At 44.8% G+C, this 20,133-nt stretch carries 19 protein-coding genes and 1 pseudogene; 8 read left to right on the forward strand and 12 right to left on the reverse strand.

The window, feature by feature from the left end; all coding sequences use genetic code 11:
- Nucleotides 1–445: 445 nt before the first annotated feature.
- The 5 genes and pseudogenes from glnA to nadS all read left to right on the forward strand — a co-directional run bounded on the left by glnA (nt 446) and on the right by nadS (nt 5,227).
- A complete protein-coding gene (gene glnA, locus AAC854_RS08280; RefSeq protein ID WP_340616674.1) occupies nt 446–1,855 on the forward strand; it encodes a glutamate--ammonia ligase in 1,410 nt (469 codons plus the stop codon).
- 158 nt (nt 1,856–2,013) lie between these two features.
- Entirely contained in the window at nt 2,014–3,063 is a 1,050-nt protein-coding gene (gene glnL / locus AAC854_RS08285; protein WP_340616675.1) for a nitrogen regulation protein NR(II), read from the forward strand.
- Nucleotides 3,064–3,087: 24 nt separating this feature from the next.
- Entirely contained in the window at nt 3,088–4,518 is a 1,431-nt protein-coding gene (glnG, locus tag AAC854_RS08290; RefSeq protein ID WP_340616676.1) for a nitrogen regulation protein NR(I), read from the forward strand.
- A gap of 224 nt (nt 4,519–4,742) precedes the next feature.
- Nucleotides 4,743–4,919: pseudogene (locus AAC854_RS08295) on the forward strand (type II toxin-antitoxin system RelE/ParE family toxin); the annotation flags it as partial.
- A 23-nt stretch (nt 4,920–4,942) separates the two neighbouring features.
- Nucleotides 4,943–5,227: a NadS family protein gene (gene nadS / locus AAC854_RS08300; protein WP_047964050.1), complete on the forward strand. Its 285-nt coding sequence runs from the start codon at nt 4,943–4,945 to the stop codon at nt 5,225–5,227.
- 156 nt (nt 5,228–5,383) lie between these two features.
- Here nadS and hemN read toward each other — a convergent pair whose 3' ends face one another.
- Together hemN and yihI are read right to left on the reverse strand one after the other, a co-directional pair.
- Entirely contained in the window at nt 5,384–6,757 is a 1,374-nt protein-coding gene (gene hemN / locus AAC854_RS08305) for an oxygen-independent coproporphyrinogen III oxidase (RefSeq protein ID WP_340616677.1), read from the reverse strand.
- Between the two features lie 218 nt (nt 6,758–6,975).
- Nucleotides 6,976–7,497, reverse strand: a complete 522-nt coding sequence (yihI, locus tag AAC854_RS08310) for a Der GTPase-activating protein YihI (protein ID WP_340616678.1) — start codon at nt 7,495–7,497, stop codon at nt 6,976–6,978.
- 148 nt (nt 7,498–7,645) lie between these two features.
- On the opposite strand from yihI, the gene AAC854_RS08315 reads away from it, so the two are divergent.
- Both AAC854_RS08315 and AAC854_RS08320 read left to right on the forward strand, forming a co-directional pair.
- On the forward strand, nt 7,646–9,115 hold the full coding sequence (locus tag AAC854_RS08315; protein WP_340616679.1) for a glycosyltransferase family 39 protein: 1,470 nt from the start codon (nt 7,646–7,648) through the stop codon (nt 9,113–9,115).
- Nucleotides 9,116–9,556: 441 nt separating this feature from the next.
- Nucleotides 9,557–9,994 (forward strand): hypothetical protein, encoded by a 438-nt coding sequence (locus AAC854_RS08320; protein WP_340616680.1) that lies wholly within the window; start codon nt 9,557–9,559, stop codon nt 9,992–9,994.
- Between the two features lie 75 nt (nt 9,995–10,069).
- On the opposite strand, the gene AAC854_RS08325 is transcribed toward AAC854_RS08320, so the two are convergent.
- Both AAC854_RS08325 and AAC854_RS08330 read right to left on the reverse strand, forming a co-directional pair.
- On the reverse strand, nt 10,070–11,407 hold the full coding sequence (locus AAC854_RS08325; RefSeq protein ID WP_340616681.1) for an NCS2 family permease: 1,338 nt from the start codon (nt 11,405–11,407) through the stop codon (nt 10,070–10,072).
- A gap of 269 nt (nt 11,408–11,676) precedes the next feature.
- A complete protein-coding gene (locus AAC854_RS08330; protein WP_340616682.1) occupies nt 11,677–12,252 on the reverse strand; it encodes a TetR/AcrR family transcriptional regulator in 576 nt (191 codons plus the stop codon).
- Nucleotides 12,253–12,352: 100 nt separating this feature from the next.
- On the opposite strand from AAC854_RS08330, the gene AAC854_RS08335 reads away from it, so the two are divergent.
- On the forward strand, nt 12,353–13,834 hold the full coding sequence (locus AAC854_RS08335; protein WP_340616683.1) for an MFS transporter: 1,482 nt from the start codon (nt 12,353–12,355) through the stop codon (nt 13,832–13,834).
- A gap of 270 nt (nt 13,835–14,104) precedes the next feature.
- Here the strand turns inward: AAC854_RS08335 and AAC854_RS08340 are convergent, their stop codons facing one another.
- The 8 genes from AAC854_RS08340 to phoU form a co-directional block, all read right to left on the reverse strand.
- Nucleotides 14,105–14,794, reverse strand: a complete 690-nt coding sequence (locus AAC854_RS08340; RefSeq protein ID WP_340616684.1) for a hypothetical protein — start codon at nt 14,792–14,794, stop codon at nt 14,105–14,107.
- A 45-nt stretch (nt 14,795–14,839) separates the two neighbouring features.
- A complete protein-coding gene (locus AAC854_RS08345) occupies nt 14,840–15,457 on the reverse strand; it encodes a hypothetical protein (protein ID WP_340616685.1) in 618 nt (205 codons plus the stop codon).
- Nucleotides 15,451–15,864 carry a hypothetical protein gene (locus AAC854_RS08350; RefSeq protein ID WP_340616686.1) on the reverse strand — a complete coding sequence of 138 codons (414 nt, stop codon included), beginning with the start codon at nt 15,862–15,864 and terminating at the stop codon, nt 15,451–15,453. The genes AAC854_RS08345 and AAC854_RS08350 overlap by 7 nt, the downstream gene beginning before the upstream one ends.
- A 202-nt stretch (nt 15,865–16,066) precedes the next feature.
- Nucleotides 16,067–16,555, reverse strand: coding sequence for an Hcp family type VI secretion system effector (locus AAC854_RS08355; RefSeq protein WP_340616687.1), 489 nt, complete (start codon nt 16,553–16,555; stop codon nt 16,067–16,069).
- A gap of 251 nt (nt 16,556–16,806) precedes the next feature.
- Nucleotides 16,807–17,550 carry an amino acid ABC transporter permease gene (locus AAC854_RS08360; RefSeq protein ID WP_047964059.1) on the reverse strand — a complete coding sequence of 248 codons (744 nt, stop codon included), beginning with the start codon at nt 17,548–17,550 and terminating at the stop codon, nt 16,807–16,809.
- A gap of 1 nt (nt 17,551) precedes the next feature.
- A complete protein-coding gene (locus AAC854_RS08365; protein WP_047964060.1) occupies nt 17,552–18,304 on the reverse strand; it encodes an amino acid ABC transporter permease in 753 nt (250 codons plus the stop codon).
- Nucleotides 18,305–18,386: 82 nt separating this feature from the next.
- Nucleotides 18,387–19,247: an ABC transporter substrate-binding protein gene (locus AAC854_RS08370; RefSeq protein ID WP_273546995.1), complete on the reverse strand. Its 861-nt coding sequence runs from the start codon at nt 19,245–19,247 to the stop codon at nt 18,387–18,389.
- Between the two features lie 158 nt (nt 19,248–19,405).
- The gene (phoU, locus tag AAC854_RS08375; protein WP_047964062.1) at nt 19,406–20,122 is read right to left on the reverse strand and encodes a phosphate signaling complex protein PhoU; all 717 of its coding nucleotides are present in this window, start codon (nt 20,120–20,122) and stop codon (nt 19,406–19,408) included.
- Between the last annotated feature and the right edge of the window lie 11 nt (nt 20,123–20,133).

Below are 20,133 nucleotides of genomic sequence, written 5' to 3' on the forward strand. Positions count from 1 at the left end.
TGCTGTGACATAGCCTTTTGTTCCTTTATTTCTCTATTTTTGACGACTTAAAGTTATAAAGGAGCGGCTATGTCATTTCAACTCATCATAAAAGTCGAGCATCGCGTTAAAATAAGGTGGATACGATAATAATCGCTTCACTTTGAAATAACAGGCGCAATCAAGATGTCTGAAAATAGAAAAATCAGGTTGCGCCTGATCCAACACCTAGCATTCACCATTATGGTGCACTCTGCGCTTGATTATCCCTGATTTAGTGCAACTATATCTCAAAAGTGCTGTTTATCTGTTCACATTCCGCCATTCAAAAATTTATTCATTGCTATTAAGCGCTTTTAAAAAGTTGGCACACTTTTCGCATTCTTTTTTTGCGATAGAAATAGAAAGATAAGACTGCATTCCCTGCATCGTTTTATCCAGCCGACGTAAACCAGGAGAGCTTAGTATGTCCGTTGAACATGTTTTGTCCATGATTGAAGAACATCAGGTGAAATTTATTGACTTACGTTTTACTGATACTAAAGGTAAAGAGCAACATATCACCATTCCTGCCCACCAAGTTGATGAGGATTTCTTTGAAGATGGCAAAATGTTTGATGGTTCATCTATTGGTGGCTGGAAGGGCATTAATGAATCCGACATGGTGTTAATGCCGGATCCAAGTACGGCAATGCTTGATCCATTCTTTAATGATGCCACACTCATTGTGCGCTGCGATATTCTGGAACCCGGCACAATGCAAGGTTATGACCGCGACCCTCGCTCTATTGCAAAACGCGCGGAAGATTTCTTACGTGCAAGCGACATTGCAGATACGGTGCTATTTGGGCCAGAACCCGAATTTTTCCTGTTCGATGATATCCGTTTTGGTAGTTCCATCTCCGGTTCTTATTACCATATTGATGATACCGAAGCTGCATGGAACAGCGGTACACGTTATGAAAACGGTAACAAAGGCCATCGTCCCGGCATCAAAGGGGGGTATTTCCCTGTTCCACCAGTCGATTCTTCCCAGGATCTGCGTTCAGCCATGTGTCTGACAATGGAAAAGATGGGGCTGGTGGTTGAAGCTCACCACCATGAAGTTGCGACCGCCGGACAAAACGAAGTTGCCACCCGCTTTAATACGATGACCAAAAAAGCGGATGAGACTCAGATTTATAAGTACGTGGTGCATAATGTGGCCCATAAATTTGGCAAGACTGCGACATTTATGCCAAAACCGCTGGTGGGAGATAACGGCTCTGGTATGCACTGCCATATGTCGCTTTCCAAAAATGGCACCAATCTGTTTGCTGGTGACAAATACGGCGGTTTGTCCGAGATGGCCCTGTACTATATCGGCGGTATCATCAAACATGCCCGCGCGTTGAATGCCTTTACCAACCCGACAACCAACTCGTACAAGCGTCTGGTGCCCGGTTTTGAAGCCCCGGTCATGCTGGCTTATTCTGCCCGCAACCGTTCTGCTTCTATCCGTATTCCGGTTGTGTCCAGTACTAAAGCCCGCCGTATTGAAGTGCGTTTCCCTGATCCTGCGGCTAACCCTTATCTGGCCTTCTCTGCCCTGTTGATGGCGGGTCTCGACGGTATCATCAATAAAATTCATCCGGGTGATGCGATGGATAAAAACTTGTATGACCTGCCAGCAGAAGAAGCGCAGGAGATCCCGACTGTGGCCTCTTCTCTGGAAGACGCTCTGGCTGCATTGGATGCAGACCGCGAATTCCTGACACGTGCCGGTGTTTTCACTGATGATTCAATTGATGCTTATATCAATTTATTGAATGCTGAAATTGAACGCGTTCGCATGACTCCGCATCCTCTGGAGTTTGAACTGTATTACAGCGTGTAATGCTTTATAGCGTGCTTGATGGCATCGCCGTTGTTCCTTTTTTGTTGCCGTGAAACTTTTGGCCCATCTTAGGATGGGCTCTTTTACATACTGAGCAGAGGAACTCATTGAGTTATGCTGAAATAAGCTACAATGCACCAAAAACGTGCAGAGATTGAATGACGATGGCTGATTTACCCAAAGCAGAACAAATTCTCGACTCACTGATAACCAGCGTATTGGTGCTGGATAATGATTTGATTATCCACTACGCCAATCATTCTGCTATGCAGCTTTTGGCGCAAAGTACACGTAAATTATTTGGTACGCCTCTTCCCATTCTGTTTGGCTATATTTCTCTGGATACAGAATTGATGCGTGCCAGTTTGATCAACGGACATGGTTTTACCGATAACGAAGTCATTCTGGTGATCAACAATCACTCTCATGTGATGTCGCTCAGTGCCCAACCAATTTCCGAACAGTTTATCCTGCTGGAACTGGCGCCTATGGATAGTCAACGCCGTTTAAGCCAAGAGCAGATTCAACAAGCACAGCAGGCGGCTGCGCGGGAATTGGTTCGGGGGCTGGCACATGAAATAAAAAACCCCCTTGGAGGACTGCGGGGAGCCGCACAATTACTTGCCAAGGCGTTACCCGATCCCGCCTTGCGGGAATATACCCAAGTGATTATTGAACAAGCCGACAGGCTACGCGGCCTTGTTGATCGTTTATTGGGGCCACAGCATCCGGGCGCTCAAACCAGTCAGAGCATTCATCATGTCGTCGAGCGCGTTTATCAATTGGTTGCGCTGGAAATGCCTTCCAATGTCACGCTGACCAAAGATTATGATCCCAGTCTGCCAGAACTGGCTCACTATCCTGATCAAATTGAGCAGGTGTTACTGAATATCACCCGCAATGCGCTACAGGCACTGGGGGAAAAAGGGGGCACTATCACACTGAGAACCCGAACCGCATTCCAGATTACTTTACAGGGTGAACGTTACCGTCTGGCTGCCAGAATTGATATTAAAGATGACGGACCTGGCGTTCCGGCCAATATTCAGGATACGCTGTTTTACCCTATGGTCAGCGGGCATAAAGGTGGCACTGGACTTGGGCTGTCCATCGCCCGTAATCTTATCGACCAACATGCTGGCAAAATCGAATTCACCAGTTGGCCGGGGCATACGGAATTTTCCATTTACCTGCCTATCAAGAAATAACCGCTCAAGAAGCAGAGGGTGACAATGCAACGAGGAAAAGTCTGGGTCGTTGATGACGATAGTTCTATCCGCTGGGTACTGGAACGGGCGCTGAGTGGCGCGGGAATGGCGTGTACCTGTTTTGAAAATACCGATACTGTGCTGGCTGCACTCTCTCAGGGCTGTCCTGAAGTGCTTCTGTCAGATATCCGCATGCCCGGTCTCGACGGGCTAAGCCTGCTTAGTCAGATCAAACAGAGCCATCCACAGCTTCCGGTCATCATTATGACTGCACATTCTGATCTGGATGCCGCCGTCAGTGCCTATCAACATGGTGCGTTCGATTATCTGCCTAAACCCTTCGATATTGACGAAACCGTTGCGTTGGTTGAACGGGCTTTGAATCACTATCGCGAACAACATCAATCCTCTTCCAACCCGCAAGTGGCGGCATCTGTTTCAGATATTATCGGAGAGGCTCCCTCTATGCAGGAGGTATACCGGATTATCGGCCGGCTTTCCCGCTCTTCCATCAGTGTATTAATCAATGGGGAGTCCGGCACAGGAAAAGAGCTGGTTGCCCATGCCCTGCACCGCCATAGCCCACGCGCTTCTGCACCGTTTATTGCCCTGAATATGGCAGCAATCCCGAAAGATTTGATTGAGTCTGAACTGTTTGGTCATGAAAAAGGCGCTTTTACAGGCGCTAATCAAGTGCGTCACGGGCGTTTTGAACAAGCCAATGGCGGCTCGCTGTTTTTGGATGAAATCGGTGATATGCCACTGGATATCCAAACCCGTTTATTGCGCGTTTTGGCTGAGGGGCAATTTTATCGTGTCGGCGGTTATGCACCAGTGAAGGTTGATGTCCGTATCATTGCGGCGACTCACCAGAACCTTGAACAACGCGTTGCGGAAGGCAAGTTCCGGGAAGATCTCTATCATCGACTGAATGTTATCCGTGTTCAGTTGCCACCCTTGCGGGACAGAGTGGAAGATATTCCTCGCCTGGCCCACCATTTCCTGCAACAAACCGCGATAGAGCTGGGTGTTGAAGCCAAAGTGCTGCATCCTAATACTGAGCTTGCTTTGATGCGCCTGCCGTGGTCAGGGAATGTCCGCCAATTGGAAAACGTCTGCCGCTGGCTGACCGTCATGGCTGCCAGTAAGGAAGTGTTGGTACAGGATTTGCCTGCTGATCTGATTGGAAACCAAACTACAGAACAAACAGGAAATGCGCCGGTTTCTCACTCTGCTACACCTGAAAATTGGTCGCATCTGTTAGCAGCATGGGCGCAACATGCGCTAAAAGAGGGAAAAACCGATCTTCTTTCTGATGCTCTGCCATTGCTGGAGCGCACACTGCTTAATTGCGCGCTGGAATATACAAATGGGCATAAACAGGAAGCCGCCCGTTTGCTGGGTTGGGGAAGGAATACAATAACGCGGAAATTGAAGGAGTTGGGGTTGGAATAGATCTCCATGAAAACGAAAGCTTATAGCATCCTGTTTGTTGTGATTCCCAAAAGTCCGCAATATTCGTCATAACTTACTGTAATCATGCGATGCTTAACCTATCCGAAACTTCATAAATGATGATAAGTTGTGTGCTTTTAATCCGATAACCATTTCAAATTCTGTGTTTACAGTTTATCAAAAAAGGGGTACTTTGTACTCCAATGTGGACGGAGGTTTTGCCAGTGAGTCATGCAATAGAGTTTATCGAAACTACGATGTTCACCCGGCAGATAAAACAGATTGCCACGGATGACGCACTCAAAGAGCTGCAATGCGAACTGATAGAGTCACCGGATAAAGGGGATCTTATACGGGACACAGGTGGATTGAGAAAAATCAGAATTGAAAAAACTGACCAAGTTACTGAAAGATGAGGTGTAATATGAATTTTTTTGACGAGTTGAAAGCATCCCTTGAAGAAGCGGTCGACATCAAACAAGGCAAGAAAGCCGCAGCGCGTGTCACCCGCTACGAAGTTGCTGATGTAAAAGCTATTCGTACCCAGCTGAACATTTCACAAGCAGATATGGCGGCAGCACTTGGCACTAGTCTCGATACGATTAAGAGCTGGGAGCAAAAGCGTAGAAACCCTACAGGTCTGGCGGCAAAGGTGTTGGCGATTATCCAAGATGACCCTAATTTCTTTACAGTGTTGGCATCACATTAAATAGAAGAAACGCGTTCTGTGATGTTCTGGTTACGAACATTTGCATCCAGAACATCATCATTCTCGTTTTTTTGAATGTAAACGCGGTCAGTGTCGAACTCAAACTCAACAGGTAATCTAACTGCCTGATTACGCCCATCACAATGGCATAGTAATTCATATCACCCGCGAAAATTGCCTCTGACGCATTTGGTTACGCAGGTAGCTATCAAAACACATGCAAATATTACGGATCAGTAAGCGCCCTTTCGGAGATACCTGAATCTGCGATTCCGTCACTTTAACTAGCCCATCTTCCGCCAATGGAGCTAACAATTGCAGGTCTTCGGCAAAGTAATCAGCGAAATTCAGCCCATAATTTTGTTCGATATCCGCAAAGTTCAGCCGGAAATTACAAATCAGCGCCTTGATCACATCACGGCGGATGCAATCATCCTGCGTCAGCATCAAACCACGCCATAATGCCTGCCCCTGTGCTTCTATCGCAGCATAATAGGTTTTCAGATCTTTCTGGTTCTGGGCATAGCTGTCTCCCAACATACTGATGGCCGAGACGCCCATGCCAAGCAAATCGCATTCTCCCTGCGTAGTGTATCCCTGAAAATTACGGTGCAAAACACCTTCCCGCTGGGCAATCGCCAATTCATCATCAGGGCGGGCAAAGTGATCCATGCCAATAAATTGATATCCGTTATTTGTCAGGGTTGAAATCGTTTCCTGCAAAATATCCAGCTTTTGAGTCACAGTCGGTAAGTCCTGTTCCTTGATCTTACGCTGCGCCGCAAACAAATTTGGTAAATGTGCGTAATTGAATACACTCAGGCGATCAGGCGATAATGCCAACACGCGCTGCAATGTGAAAGCAAAGCTCTCCGGAGTCTGTTTCGGCAAGCCGTAAATCAAATCAATGCTGGTGGATGTAAAACCGGCTTCACGAGCCCGGCTGACCAGTTCAAAAATAAATTCTTCATCCTGCTCGCGATTCACCAAACGCTGTACGTCTTTATTAAAATCCTGCACACCCATGCTAAGGCGGTTAAAACCTTCATGGCGCAGATGGTCAATCACATCAAGCTCAATTTCTCGCGGATCAATTTCAATGGAAAGTTCGGCATCAGGAAGAAAATGGAAATGGCTACGCAACATCGACATCAATCGGCTGATCTGCGCCTTATCCAGATAAGTCGGTGTACCTCCGCCCCAGTGCATCTGGCTGACTTTCCGCTGGGAAAATAATTCAGCCCGTGACGCAATCTCTTTTTCCAGCACATTCAGATACTCATCCGCTTTGTGCTTTTGGCGAGTGACCAGCTTATTGCAGCCGCAGAAATAACACAGCTTATGGCAGAACGGGATATGAATATAGAGAGAAAGTGGTCGGTTAGGATAACAAGCAGCAGCCTGAGAAAAAGCAGAATCATCGTACTGCTGGTTAAACTCCAGGGCTGTTGGATATGAAGTATAACGAGGCCCTGAATAGTTGTATTTCTGGATCAAAGGCAGATCCCAAACAATGGCTTGCTCTGACATGCTTATTCCTTCCGCTGTTTTCGCCCATCAAAGCACAACTTTTTCATGGAGTTGAAATGTCGGGCCATGATGATATTGCGCAACCGACGTTTACGTCGCGATAGCTGCCATAGTTTACCCAATAACCACAATAAATAACATACTAATACTGTGGTTATTAATACTGTGGTTATCAGAATAAACCCGCCTTTTATGATCACAATCAATTGATGCAGGGATTATTTACCCTTCAACAACTGCATGATATCTTCCTGCGGTTCCTCTTCGCTGTCGTCTTTCTCCAGATTGATACCCAGTTCTTCCATTAACGTATCAATGCGGTCGAGCTTGTTGTCAACATAGGCATTGTCTTCCGGAGACAGTTTTTCACCCTGCTCAAGACGTGCCAACAAGTCATCCAGACGCTCATCATTTTCCAACATTTCCAGCTCTTCCTGCGGTGACAGGCGTGGCTTCTGCGTCTCCACAACCGGTTTAACAGCGGGTTTCACCGTGGTTGCTTTTTCACCGACGATCAGAGGGACGGGAACTTTACTGCCGATACGCGGATCTTTTTCCTGCTTGTCGCCTGAACGTTTTTTATCTCTGTCATTACCGTTACTCCGGCTGCCAATAGGGTTACCGCGACGCTTTTTCTCACGTTTACGTTCGCGCCCTTCAGCATCCAACTCTGCACGGCTTTTCTTTTTTTGCTTGCCAGCGGAAGGTTTCGCTGGTGATTTTTTCTTTAACGGGCTCATAGCTTGTGACTCAACTCTCTTTTATCAAGATATTTTCGGCGGAATCTAACAGAAACTACCTATAACATCCAATGTCATTCACTTATCGTCTAAAGTTCAGCTAATATTCTAGGAATATTTAACTCAAATATTATGGTCATGAATCACCATGCGTTTTTTTGATACTTCTTCTTACCGCATACCATTGTATCTTTGGGTCACTGGTTATGCTGTTTTATGGGTAATCGCAACTTATACTCTCGATCCCACCGTTCCTTATGACGCTGTAGAAGCGTTAAACTGGGGTATAAATGGGGAATGGGGCTCACCAAAAAACCCGTGGCTAGTCGGTGCCATAATGCTCCCGACTATCCATATCAGCAATATCTCTCTCAGCTTTTATTGGTATTTCACCCACTTTGTTGCCATTGCCATTGGTATGCTTGGTGTCTGGCAGCTCGCTTTTCGGCTAACAGGCAATATTGTACTGGCATGGCTTGCCATGTTAACGCTGAACCTGTCAGGCATCATTAATTTCGATATCATTCCTTACAATGATAATTACCTTTTGGTCATGCTCTGGCCGTGGTCTCTGCTGTTTTTCCTGCGTGCGATTGACGATCATCCCAAATGGTGGCTGGCGTTTGCGCTCACCACCGGGCTGGCAACGATGGGGAAATATTCTTCACTTGCCATTGTCGGTTCTGTCTTTTTGCTCTCCCTGTTCACACCCAAAGTGCGCCGCAACTATCGGGAACCGATGTTTTATCTCGCCCTTGTGCTGTGGTTCGCGCTGGTATTACCGAATGTCTGGTGGCTGGTGCATAACGACTTTGCCGCATTTAAATGGGTAGATTCCCAAATTCAGAAAGGATTCAATCTACATACCACCCGCGCAATGTTCTCTGTGTTCTATCCATTGATCATTGTCAGTGTGATTATTTACCTGTTGGACGGCCGGATTGGCTGGCCCAAACAGCAGTCTAATGCGCTGGTCAATATCGTTATCCTACTGCCTTTACTGATTATTTATGGCTGGTTCTCTTTCAATCAGGGCGGGCGCATGACTGAGTGGGTACAGCCTTTTATGATTGTTGCCCCCGCCTTGTTGGTGGGATCAATAACGGTATATCCCCGCAAATCTCTGCAAAGTACGTTACGGGGATTGGCCGTGTTCGGTGTGTTAGTTTTGATTGGCTATACCAGCGTAATGATGGCAAATGTTCGTAATGCCGGGCAAAAATTTGTGGGGATAAAAACGTTTACCAGCCAACTTGATCAACGTTGGAATGAGCTGTACCCAACACCTTTACGCTATGTTGGCGGAGAATATCTGCATGAATGGCTGACGTTCTATAGTCACTACCACCCAAAAACGATACAGCCTTGGGAATTGAATAAGGGTGCACCGCCAAATATCTATAACCGTCATATCAAAGAGAACGATATCGTAGATCAGGGGGCATTATTGGTAGGGGAACGAGGCAAGAGCTGCGAAGAAGAAAAATTCCAACATACTCTTCAGGAATGGCCTGCCTTGACGGTTAGCCATAAAGAAGCGTTCTCTTTTCAGGCCCAACCCAGCGCTGAAACACAAACGGTCTGTATTGGTTTTGTCGCACCGAAAAATATTCAATAACCAACCATCCAACAAAAAAAGCCTGACAATATTCATGTCAGGCTCAAGCCTGTTGATAAAGAGTATTCGTCTGGCCTGACCAAAAAGCGCAACAATCCCCGTCCTTTTTTTCATATTTTTTATCCTATGTAAACATCAGCAATCATACTTTGCCAAATAGATAAATAGAATTAAACCAAAAACTCTTGTTGAGAAAAAACAGCAATTGAATTTATGAGATTGATTGTCAAAAAAAACAAAATAATATGAATTAATCTTGTCATTAAATATAGTTACATATTCGTTTAAAGTTCGTTTAACACATTTTAAATAAGCCAGTGTAATATTACTACGTGAAGAAACCTGTTACACCAAAAATCATCTGAAACCATTAAATCCCAATTATTAAAAATAGCTCCTACAAAGAGTAAGCCCATTAAAAAATCATGAAAAGGAATACTTATGAAATTAAGCATAATAATCATGACTGCATCTATATTCAGTTTTCCTTTTATATCATTACATGCTGAGTCTGAGAAAAAATCCACTATAAACATAATTGATTGTAAGAAATTAGATGGAAAGCATGGTCAAAATGGTCAAGATGGAATACCTAATAGTAATTGTAAAAATGGAGGTAACGGTGGGGATGGGAAATATCCAGGGCAATCAGGGGGTAACGGCGGCAACGGCGCATCTGGCGGCGGCAATGGTGGCAGTGGCGGTAATGGTGGCGACGGTGGTAGTGGTGGAAATGGTGGCAGTGGCGGTAACGGTGGCAATGGCGGTAATGGTGGGAATGGAGGTACAGGCCATAATTCTAACGGTGGTAAAGGAGGAGAAGGTGGTAAAGGCGGCTCAAACGGTGGGCATGATGGACACCGTGGTAAAGATGGTTAATTGTATTTTAAATAGAAATCCCGTATTAATTACGGGATTTCAGATTATTGACCCGTTATTTCATCTCAACCATGTTTAGTGGGCATCCACAAACACCATTTTCAAGATAAACAATAACGTCACAACAATGACGCAAGGGCCAATCTCACGCCATTTACCTGTTCCCAATTTCATGGCGCAGTAGGCGATAAAACCCAACGCGATACCTTCAGTAATAGAAAAACTAAATGGCATCATCACGGCTGTAATAAATGCAGGTACGGATTCAGTCAGGTCATTCCATTTAACCCGTGTCAGGCTGGAAGTCATCAAAACACCGACATAAACCAACGCTCCCGCTGTGGCATAGGCAGGCACCATACTCGCTAACGGAGAGATAAACATCACCAGCAGGAATAAAATACCGACGACAATCGCCGTCAAGCCGGTACGACCACCCACAGAAACCCCGGAGGAACTCTCAATATAGGCCGTCACCGAGGAAGTTCCAATGTAAGAACCCGCTACCGAACTGATACTGTCCACATACAAGGCTTGTTTCATTCGCGGGAATTTGCCACTGCTGTCCGCAATGCCTGCTTTATCCGTCACACCAATCAATGTGCCGGAAGAGTCAAACAGGTTAACCAACATAAACGAGAAGATAACGCCCGCTAAAGCAATATTTAAAGCCCCTTTCACATCGACGTTACCCACCACGCTCATCACACTGGGTGGCAGGTCAAAAATTCCATGATACTCGACATGCCCCAGCATAAAGCCGATGCCGGTTGTCACGACAATGGAAACCAACACCGCAGCATGAAAATTACGGGCCGCTAAAATGGCAATAATGAAAAAGCCCAGTGTACCCAAGAGGACATTATGGGAAGCAAAATTGCCAATGGAAACGATCGTGTCGGGATTTGGCACAATAATGCCCGCATTTTTCAGCCCCATCATCGCAATAAAAAGGCCAATCCCACTGGTAATTCCCACCCGCAGGCTTAATGGAATATTGGCGATCATCCAGTAACGCACACGGAAGATAGTTAAAATCAACAATCCCACTGCGCCCCAGAAAATCGCGCCCATTGCAACCTGCCATGAGATCCCCATCGCGCCAACCACGACAAAGGCAAAAAAGGCATTCAGCCCCATCGCGGGAGCAACAGCAACGGGTAAGTTCGCTATTAATCCCATCATAATGCTGCCAACTGCGGCAATTAAGCAGGTAGTAACGAATACTGCTTTAATATCCATCCCCGCCACGGCCAAAATTTGTGGATTCACAAAGACGATATAAACCATGGTCAAGAAAGTCGTCAGCCCGGCGATCATTTCAGTACGAACTGTCGTGCCATGTTCCTCTAATTTAAACACGCGCTGAAGCAAGCCCTGACTATTCGCAGAGCCAGAAGTTATTGTGCTCATGTAATGTTGTTTCCTAAAAAACGAAGTTTTCGACTTATCCTACAGGAAACACATATAAATCGTTACCCTGAAATGAGGAAAAAAGAAAACGTTTGCGGCATGACTAATCAATAAGTTAAGTAACATTATGATTCTTGAGGAGATTCATTGAATGGCGATATTTTATTCGTTATGATGTCTCTTTAACTTATCCGAACAAAAAACAATACAACGTGTCAGAGCCTACCCAGGCAGGCCCTTATGTATTTAAAGATTGATGAAACAGACTGTTACTCTTTGTCAGATACTGAGTTTTCAGAAGAAACTTTGGATGGCAGAGAAGCAAGAATATCATTGAAGATATCTTTCCATTCATCTTCTCCGATATCCATTAGGCCGAAGAAGCGCAGAACAAAAGCGCCCTCCGTCGCTAAAAAGGCTAAACGTGCCTGACGGCCTTCCTCAGTCGTCGTATCCAAACCCGCAAGGCGTTCGCGATACCAAATTTGGGTTGATTTGAGATGCTCAGGCGTTTGTTGCAACGCGGCCAGTAATCCGGCGGCTTTTGCCGTCGAGGCTTCGTCAGATCGCATAGTCGCCTCAATATGTGCATGCACTGCGGTTAACGGTTGAGGATGATCGCCTGCCATTTTATGGAATTGTTCATCATAACTCGCTCCCCAACGCTCAAACATTGCATCAATAAGATTATCCTTGGTACTAAAACTGTATTGCACCCCACCTTTGGTAATACCGACGGCCTTTGCCAGTGCATCAATGGTAAGAGCCGCTGCGCCATGTGTCGTAACAATTTGTTCTGCTGCATCCAACAAAACTTCTCGATCAATTTTCTTGCGTCGTCCCATACTACTTCCTTTTAATTAAATACGTATGTATTTATAATAACTGGCAACAATTTCGTCAAGGTTCGGCGGGCTTTTGTCTCCGAACCACATTGGTGAGTTTATGAGATCAAATATTCGCTGGCTTGTGCTAGCCATCATTTCCAGTGCGCTTTTCCTCGTTGTTATTGATATGACTGTTCTCTATACGGCCTTACCACGGCTGACACATGATTTACGCGCTTCTGCCTCTGAGAAGTTGTGGATCATGAATGCCTATACCTTAACGATTGCGGGCCTGCTTCCCGCGATGGGAGCATTGAGTGACCGTTTCGGGGCCAAAAAATTCTTTACCAGCGGGTTAGCGATTTTCGGCCTCACATCGCTGATGGCGGCATTTTCTCCCAACCCAGATACGCTGATCGCAGCACGTGTTATTCTTGCCTTTGGCGCTGCCATGATGATGCCAGCGACACTCGCGATAGTCCGCCAATCATTTGAAGACCCAGACGAACGAGCACTGGCCATCGGCATTTGGTCTGCCGTCGCTTCGGGAGGCGCGGCACTTGGCCCTGTCATCGGCGGGCTCCTGCTCGAATATTATTGGTGGGGCTCAGTTTTCCTGATTAATGTTCCGATCGTTATCATCGCACTTGGCTTCGCCCTGATCGTTATTGAAAAAAGCCGGAGCAATCCAGAACATACTTTCGACCTGCTTGCTTCCGTGCAAATCATGATCGGCTTAGTTGGCATTACCTATGCCATCAAGGAAATTAGTAAACCAGCCCCGTCACTGGCAACTGCGTTAGCCGTCGGCGCTATCGGACTTATTTTTACTACTATTTTTATTCGCCGACAGCTAAATTCACCCACCCCCATGATCGACTTCAAGCTTTTCAGCAACCGTACTTTTACTGTAGGAGTCATCGCAGCCTTTGTTTCCACGGCGGCATTGGTGGGTACAGAGCTTGCTGTTAGCCAGCGTTTTCAACTCGCTATGGGATTTTCTCCTCTGCAAGCTGGGCTATTTATCTTACCTATTCCTATCGCTTCTTTTATTGCCGGTCCTTTGGCAGGGCTTGCTATACCAAAATGGGGTTCCGGGCGGATCATCTGGCTTTCTCTCGCCCTCGCCGGGCTTGGCTCCTTTGGCTATCTCGTCAGCTTACAGTCCGGTATGTTCGTGCAAATTGTTGCATTTAGCGTGATTGGATTTGGTATCGGTGCCGCAATGACAGCCGCTTCTACCTCCATCATGCTCAATGCGCCAGAAGACAACGCGGGCACCGCCGCCTCTATTGAGGAAGTCGCCTACGAACTGGGAAGCTTGCTCGGAATCGCTGTTCTAGGCAGCCTGATGGTAGCGGTCTATTCTGCATCGTTCACCCTTCCGGCTGATATGGGCCTATCGGATCTCGCACGAAACAGCATTGATGAAGCCCTTATCGCCGCAGAAGGATTACAAGGAGACGCAGCTTCATCGTTGATCCATGCGGCAAAACAGGCCTTCAATCACTCATTTCTGTCAGTACTGATGGCGGCAGGTACATTGCTGTTGGTGACTGCTGCGGTAATTGCGATGCCCAGAAGAAGTAAATGCCATTAATCAGTTGGCTAATTAGCAACAATAAGAGGTACGAGCCACCATGCTCTGTACCTCTTATTTATTTCTAATCACTTTATGCCAAGCCCAAAAGCAGTGTAGTTCTCTGAGATGCTGACAGTAATACTCTGTATTTAACATAAAGAATATCAGTAAGAGAAGAATCAGCGCTTTTGATTCTGTCTTCAATGTTTCTATTAAAACTCAGAAGACGCTTGAATTGGTTATTAGTTAGCATTTTCGTTAAATTCATATTATCTTTCCCGTTTATTTCTATTTTTCCACTGACTGACTTGCTCTTTTTTTATCTCTTATTTTTTTACGTTTTTCTAGACTCATTACTCTTGAATATTCCCTTAGCTGTTTTTTATTAAGTCCTTTTATTTTATCAAGCTCATTTTTAAAGAGAATACGATTAGCTCTAGTACATATCCTCATCCATAGAAAACCAATATAATACTGGCTGTTCAATATCAATTTGATAAAAAGACAGCATAAGGCGATAAAAAGGAAATAAAATCCAACAGCACTAGATACTCCTCTAAGGAGGGCCATAGCTAAACTATAAAAAAATACAACAGAGTTTAAATATCGTTGAATGACAGCGCCGTAATAATATCCACTTAAAGTAAAACCAAGATGAGAAAACGAAACCAACCCACTCACTATTAATGATAAAACAAAAGAAATAGATTTTATTTCATAGCTAGGATTATTGACTAACAAATCAGGTATAGCTACCGCTGCACCTGAGAAAAAAGCCATATAAACGATCATAATAAAAAATATTATAAGACCTATTTTAAATCTACTAGGATAATAAAAGTATTTTTTATAACTTAGCTCATCCAAAGTGATATCTTCTAGTGTAGGATCAGCATTCTTTATTTTCACTTCCAACACCTTGGCTTTATCCAAGAATTTTTTAAACTCTGTATTTAAAACAAAATCTTTTATATTCATAAAATCATCATCACAATCAACACATCCATATAATTAATATAGTTATTAAAAGTGTTCAGATAAATAACTAGCCTGATTTTCGTAAGCAATAGAGTAAATTGTACCAATAATATACTTACCTGAATTCAATATATTCTCTGGATTTCTGATTGTTCCTGTCATTCCACTACCTACAAATCCACTTGCTGCAACGAGGGAATCTCTCAAATGGTTTCGCAATGCCTTTTGTATCTGCTCTGTAGGATAACGTTTAATATACTGTCCTTGCGCTATCGCTTTTTTAATAGCTTGATTAGATATTCCTGGATTATTGTATCGCATAATTTCTTCAGTTAACCGTTTTCTCTCATGCCTCGGCATACTTTTCAACCATTCCGATGCCTTACGAGGAGAAGCGGTTCTCATTATCTTATAAGTTTTAAATGACTCCCTTAACGCAGCTGCCCCAGAAGCCAAGGATATAGTATCTAATATAGTTGTAGTTGTAATATACCAACCTTGTGAGTCTAACCAAGCAACATGCTCACCCCCTTCCTTCCCTGCACCTGTCAGTTGATAAATTCTATATCCTCCATTTAGACATTGAAGGCCAGAAGCCGCTAGTCCAGCGTAGGATAAAAGTACTAATGGTGTACTCGTTCCTCCTGAAAATGGTACTAACACCCCTGAACCCAGTAACCCGAATCCCGATACCAACGCCCCCCACACGAAAGCGCAGTCGATCCAATTTCCAACATTAAACTAGGTTCTGAAACTGTTTTTTCCAGTTCTACCTCTGGGGTAGTACCTGCTTCAAGATTAAAGATAATAATATGTGTTAATTCAGAAGAAACTTGGCTTCCGCGTCTCTTTGATGGTCTAACCAAATAACGCTTAAACAGTCCATCTGAATAAATAATTCCAGCGCCATAAGAATCACGGTGGCAATCCAATGCATCAGCAATAACCTGAAAATTTATATCAGCAGCACCGTGATGTATGGAACCAAGCATTCTGGCATGCTGAAAACTCGGCAGCTTACTTTCATCAAAATCATTCCTGAGTTGTGATGTAAGACTTTCAAATCGCATTTTAATTACCACCTGTGATTGTTATTTTATATATTGTTCCAAGGTAACTTATATGATCACTTAACTACCACCTACTGAAGTAGGTGGGTTAGCACACTTCGGTGCCGACGACTGAAAGTCGTCGAACCACGCACCTCGTAAACGCGCATAGGTCAAAACATTAAAGTCAAATTCACCGTCTAAAGACGGTGGTTTTAACCTGTCATATGGAAAAATAAACTGTCTCTTCCCAAGCACAATATCCTGATGTACCGGCGACATGATGCTGACAAACAATATCTTTATATCTGACTGCAACAACTTCCTCTGGTTGCTGATCATTATGGTTGACCGAGTGCGGATATTGTACATTTAAACTCAATAATTTCGCGTTTCGCAAATTAACTGAGTAAAAACGCTCTTGACCACCGGCTTGTGAAGTTCGATAAAACTCAAACATCAGGTCAAGCTCTTCATTATTTGAAATTGCCATCATTAATAACGGAGAGGACTTATCCAGAGGTTTTACAAATTTAACTGGTTGATGAGCAACATTTTGTGAACGAAAAACACCATGATTAAATTGTAATGCAAATATTTGATCTTCATGCCCCAACTGAAATTTATTACCTATAGAATCCAGTGTAGAACATCCTTGAGAAATCAACCCTTGAAGCTTTCCTTTTATTGTCACGTAAATCGAATTGGCCATATTATGTTAATCCTTCACCATTATTATCTTGCGTTACACCGTGTCGTTATAGCAGGAAATTTAATCAAAAAACACCGATAACATTCTAAAAACCAAACCAATAACACAAATAAAAACATATTGTTTCAATAAGAAAAATATCTGGCGAGTAAATAAAATAATCTCTCAATTTTTAGCTTAATATAAAAAATTCCCTACCGTCTCAGCAGGGAATTAATACAACAGCGAAAATATCTGCCAGATATCAGATATTAACTTTGTGGAACCATATTCAATGTTTTTTTGCGCCAAAATCCGAAGAACGCGGTTTTTTCACGTTTCACCGAGAAACGACGGGCAATATAATTGGCGATCAACTCCAGTGATAAACACATCACAAAATACACCAGTGCAACAAATAAAAAGACTTCCATCGGATAAACCATGCTGCGGTTATTCACTTGGGCCGCCAGAAATGACAATTCCCCCACACCAACAATATAAGCCAAGGAGGTATCTTTAATTAATGCAATCCATTGGTTGATAAATGAAGGCACCATCATGCGTAATGCCTGTGGTAAGACGATATGCCACAATACTTCCCAACGATTCAGCCCCAGTGATAATCCCGCGCGCCATTGGCCTTCACTGATCGCTAAAATACCCGCTTTCACACCATGCGCCAGATAAGCCGAGGTAATCAACGCCAGTGCAAAAACGACCGTGGTAATTTCAGGAATTTCCATTCCCAATACCACAGGCAACAGGAAGTATGTCCAGAAAATCAGCATGATAACGGGAATGGCACGGAAAAACCCCAATACAGCCGCCAACAGATTGGCCCAAAATCCACGCAGCATCGCCAGAGCGATTCCGCCCACAATGCCGAATACGATAGAAATCACACCTGCCATGATGCTGATTGCCAGCGTCAATGCCGCCCCTTCCAGCGGCCCATCGGGAAAAGTGCCCAATAGCAAATAACGCCAGTTTTCAGCAATAACGGTAAAGTCCATCTCAATACCCCCTCGCTAATGTTTTCTGCTGACGCCACTGTCCCCAACCTTCCATCACGGCAATGATGGCGATGTAAAGCACGGTTGCGACACCAAATGCCTCAAAGGTTTGCAAGGATTGGGTTTCCACCTGACGGGAAGCATAGGACAGTTCTGCTACACCAATCGCCATGGTTAATGAAGAGTTTTTGACGATATTCATGTATTGCCCCAGCAAAGGCGGCATGGCAATTTTCAGCGCCTGTGGCAGTACAATATGCTGCATGGCCTGCCAACCCGTTAGGCCCAACGCATGAGCGGCGTATTTCTGCCCGCGGCCGACGCCCTGAATACCCGCACGCAGTTCTTCTGCCACAAAAGGGGCGGAATAGAGCGTCAGGCCGATAAATCCTGCCAGAAATTCAAAAGACGGCCATTCCAGCGTTAGGCCAAAAATTGTTGTTTCATGGGGCATGTTCAGCCACATCATTGCCTCTTGCGGCAAGATCTGTCCCGATGCGAAGTACCAGAAAAACAGTTGTACCAACAGAGGCGTGTTACGAAATACAGTCGTATAAGCCGTGACCAGCCAGCGCAATATTTTACAAGGCAATGACTTAATCTGGCTGTCCCGTGCCGCAGCAATCACAAAGCCCAATAAGGTGGAAGAAACAATGGCACAGGCAGAGAGCCACAAAGTGATCAAAAATCCCTGCCAGAGCCATCCCAGATATTCAGGAGCCAGTAAGTGCTCGGTAATAAATTGCTCAAACATATCATTCACCGCATAAATAAGCAGCAAAGCCCCGTTATGACGAGGCTAATTTCAAACGCGATTTCCGCTATTTCCTAATGAGTTACAGCTTTGCCTGACTTTCCAATGGCGCAAATTTAAAATCGCCGCGCGGCTGGGCAGATTTGGTTTCCGGGCCAAACCAACGATTGTAGATTTTCTCCGCTTCACCCTCTTTTTCCAGCTTAGATAACGTCTGGTTAACGGCGTCAATCAGTCGCCCTTCCCCTTTGGAAGCCGCTACCGCCTGATATTCGCGTGTAATGCTGAAAGGTGAAATTTCAAAGTCGGCTTTCTGGGCTTCCGGAACGTTCGCCAGCAGGCCAACCAATTTCGCATCATCCTGTGTAATCGCCTGAACATTGCCATTTCTCAAAGCAGCAAATGCCAGCGGTGTATCGTCATAAGAGATCACTTTTGCGGTTGGATAACGTTCACGTAAGGTAATTTCCTGTACGGTGCCTTTGTCTGCTCCAATACGCAACTTGGCGATATCGTCAGGTTGGGTCAGCACACCTTTGCGGGCAATAAATTTCTGACCGGTCGCAAAATAAGGAATGGAAAAATCGACTTGTTTAGCTCGCTCATCAGTCACCGTGAAGTTGGCAGCGATTAAGTCAATTTTCTTGGAAGAAAGCAGAGGAATGCGGTTTGCCGGGTTTGTTGGGCGCAGTTCCAGCTTCACCCCCAAATCACTGGCAATGGCATTGGCAATGTCCACATCATAGCCTGCCAGTTTTTTCGTTTGCGGATCGATAAAACCAAATGGCGGGTTACTGTCAAATACCGCAATACGTACCGTACCGACTTTTTTGATGTCATCAAGCTTATCTGCTTTTGCTACACCAGAAACCAGACCAGAAACCAGAGTCAGGCTGGTCAGCAGCGCAGTAACCGCTACGCGGGATTTATTGCGAATCTTCATTGAACACCCCTGTTGATTATTAATTTTTATATGACCAACAAAAGCTATCAATTTAGGTATAGCACATGAAATAATATAAAATGCTATATTTATAGCCTAAAAGAATATAAGAAAAAGAAAACGCCGAGGGAAAATACCAGCGTTTCAGCCAGTTAACATTATTCGTCTTTGGTCAGCAATTTTTCCAGATTATCACCACCCACGTGGCGAAAATCCTGCCCTTTAACGTAATAAAAGATAAATTCACAAATATTCTGGCACCGATCGCCAATACGCTCAATGGAGCGGGCGCAGAAAAGGGCAGTCATAACATTCGGGATCGTTCTCGGATCTTCCATCATATAAGTCATTAACTGGCGGACAATGCCTTCGTATTCCTGATCGACTTTTTTATCTTCACGATAGATGCGAATGGCTTCTGCCAAATCCATGCGGGCAAAAGCATCCAGTACATCGTGCAGCATCTGGATAGTGTGGCGCCCCAATGATTCCAGGCTAACCAGCAACGATTGCTGCTGATGTGAAAATTTCTCAAGCGCAGTCTGGCAAATTTTATTGGCGACATCCCCAATGCGTTCCAGTTCGGCAATAGTCTTGGAAATCACCATGATAAGGCGCAAATCGCTGGCGGTCGGCTGGCGTTTTGCAATGATGCGGACACAGGCTTCATCGATCGCCACTTCCATCATGTTGACCTTCTGATCATCCTCAATCACTTGCCGTGCCAGCGCTTCATCCTGATTGTGCATCGCCAGAATCGCTTTACTGAGCTGCTCTTCCACCAGCCCGCCCATTGTCATCAATTCGGTACGAATATGTTCCAGTTCAGCGTTAAACTGACCGGATATGTGTTTGCTGAGGTTCAGATTGTCCATCTTATGTTATT

The organism is Xenorhabdus entomophaga (assembly GCF_037996725.1).
Taxonomy (GTDB): Bacteria; Pseudomonadota; Gammaproteobacteria; order Enterobacterales; family Enterobacteriaceae; genus Xenorhabdus; species Xenorhabdus khoisanae.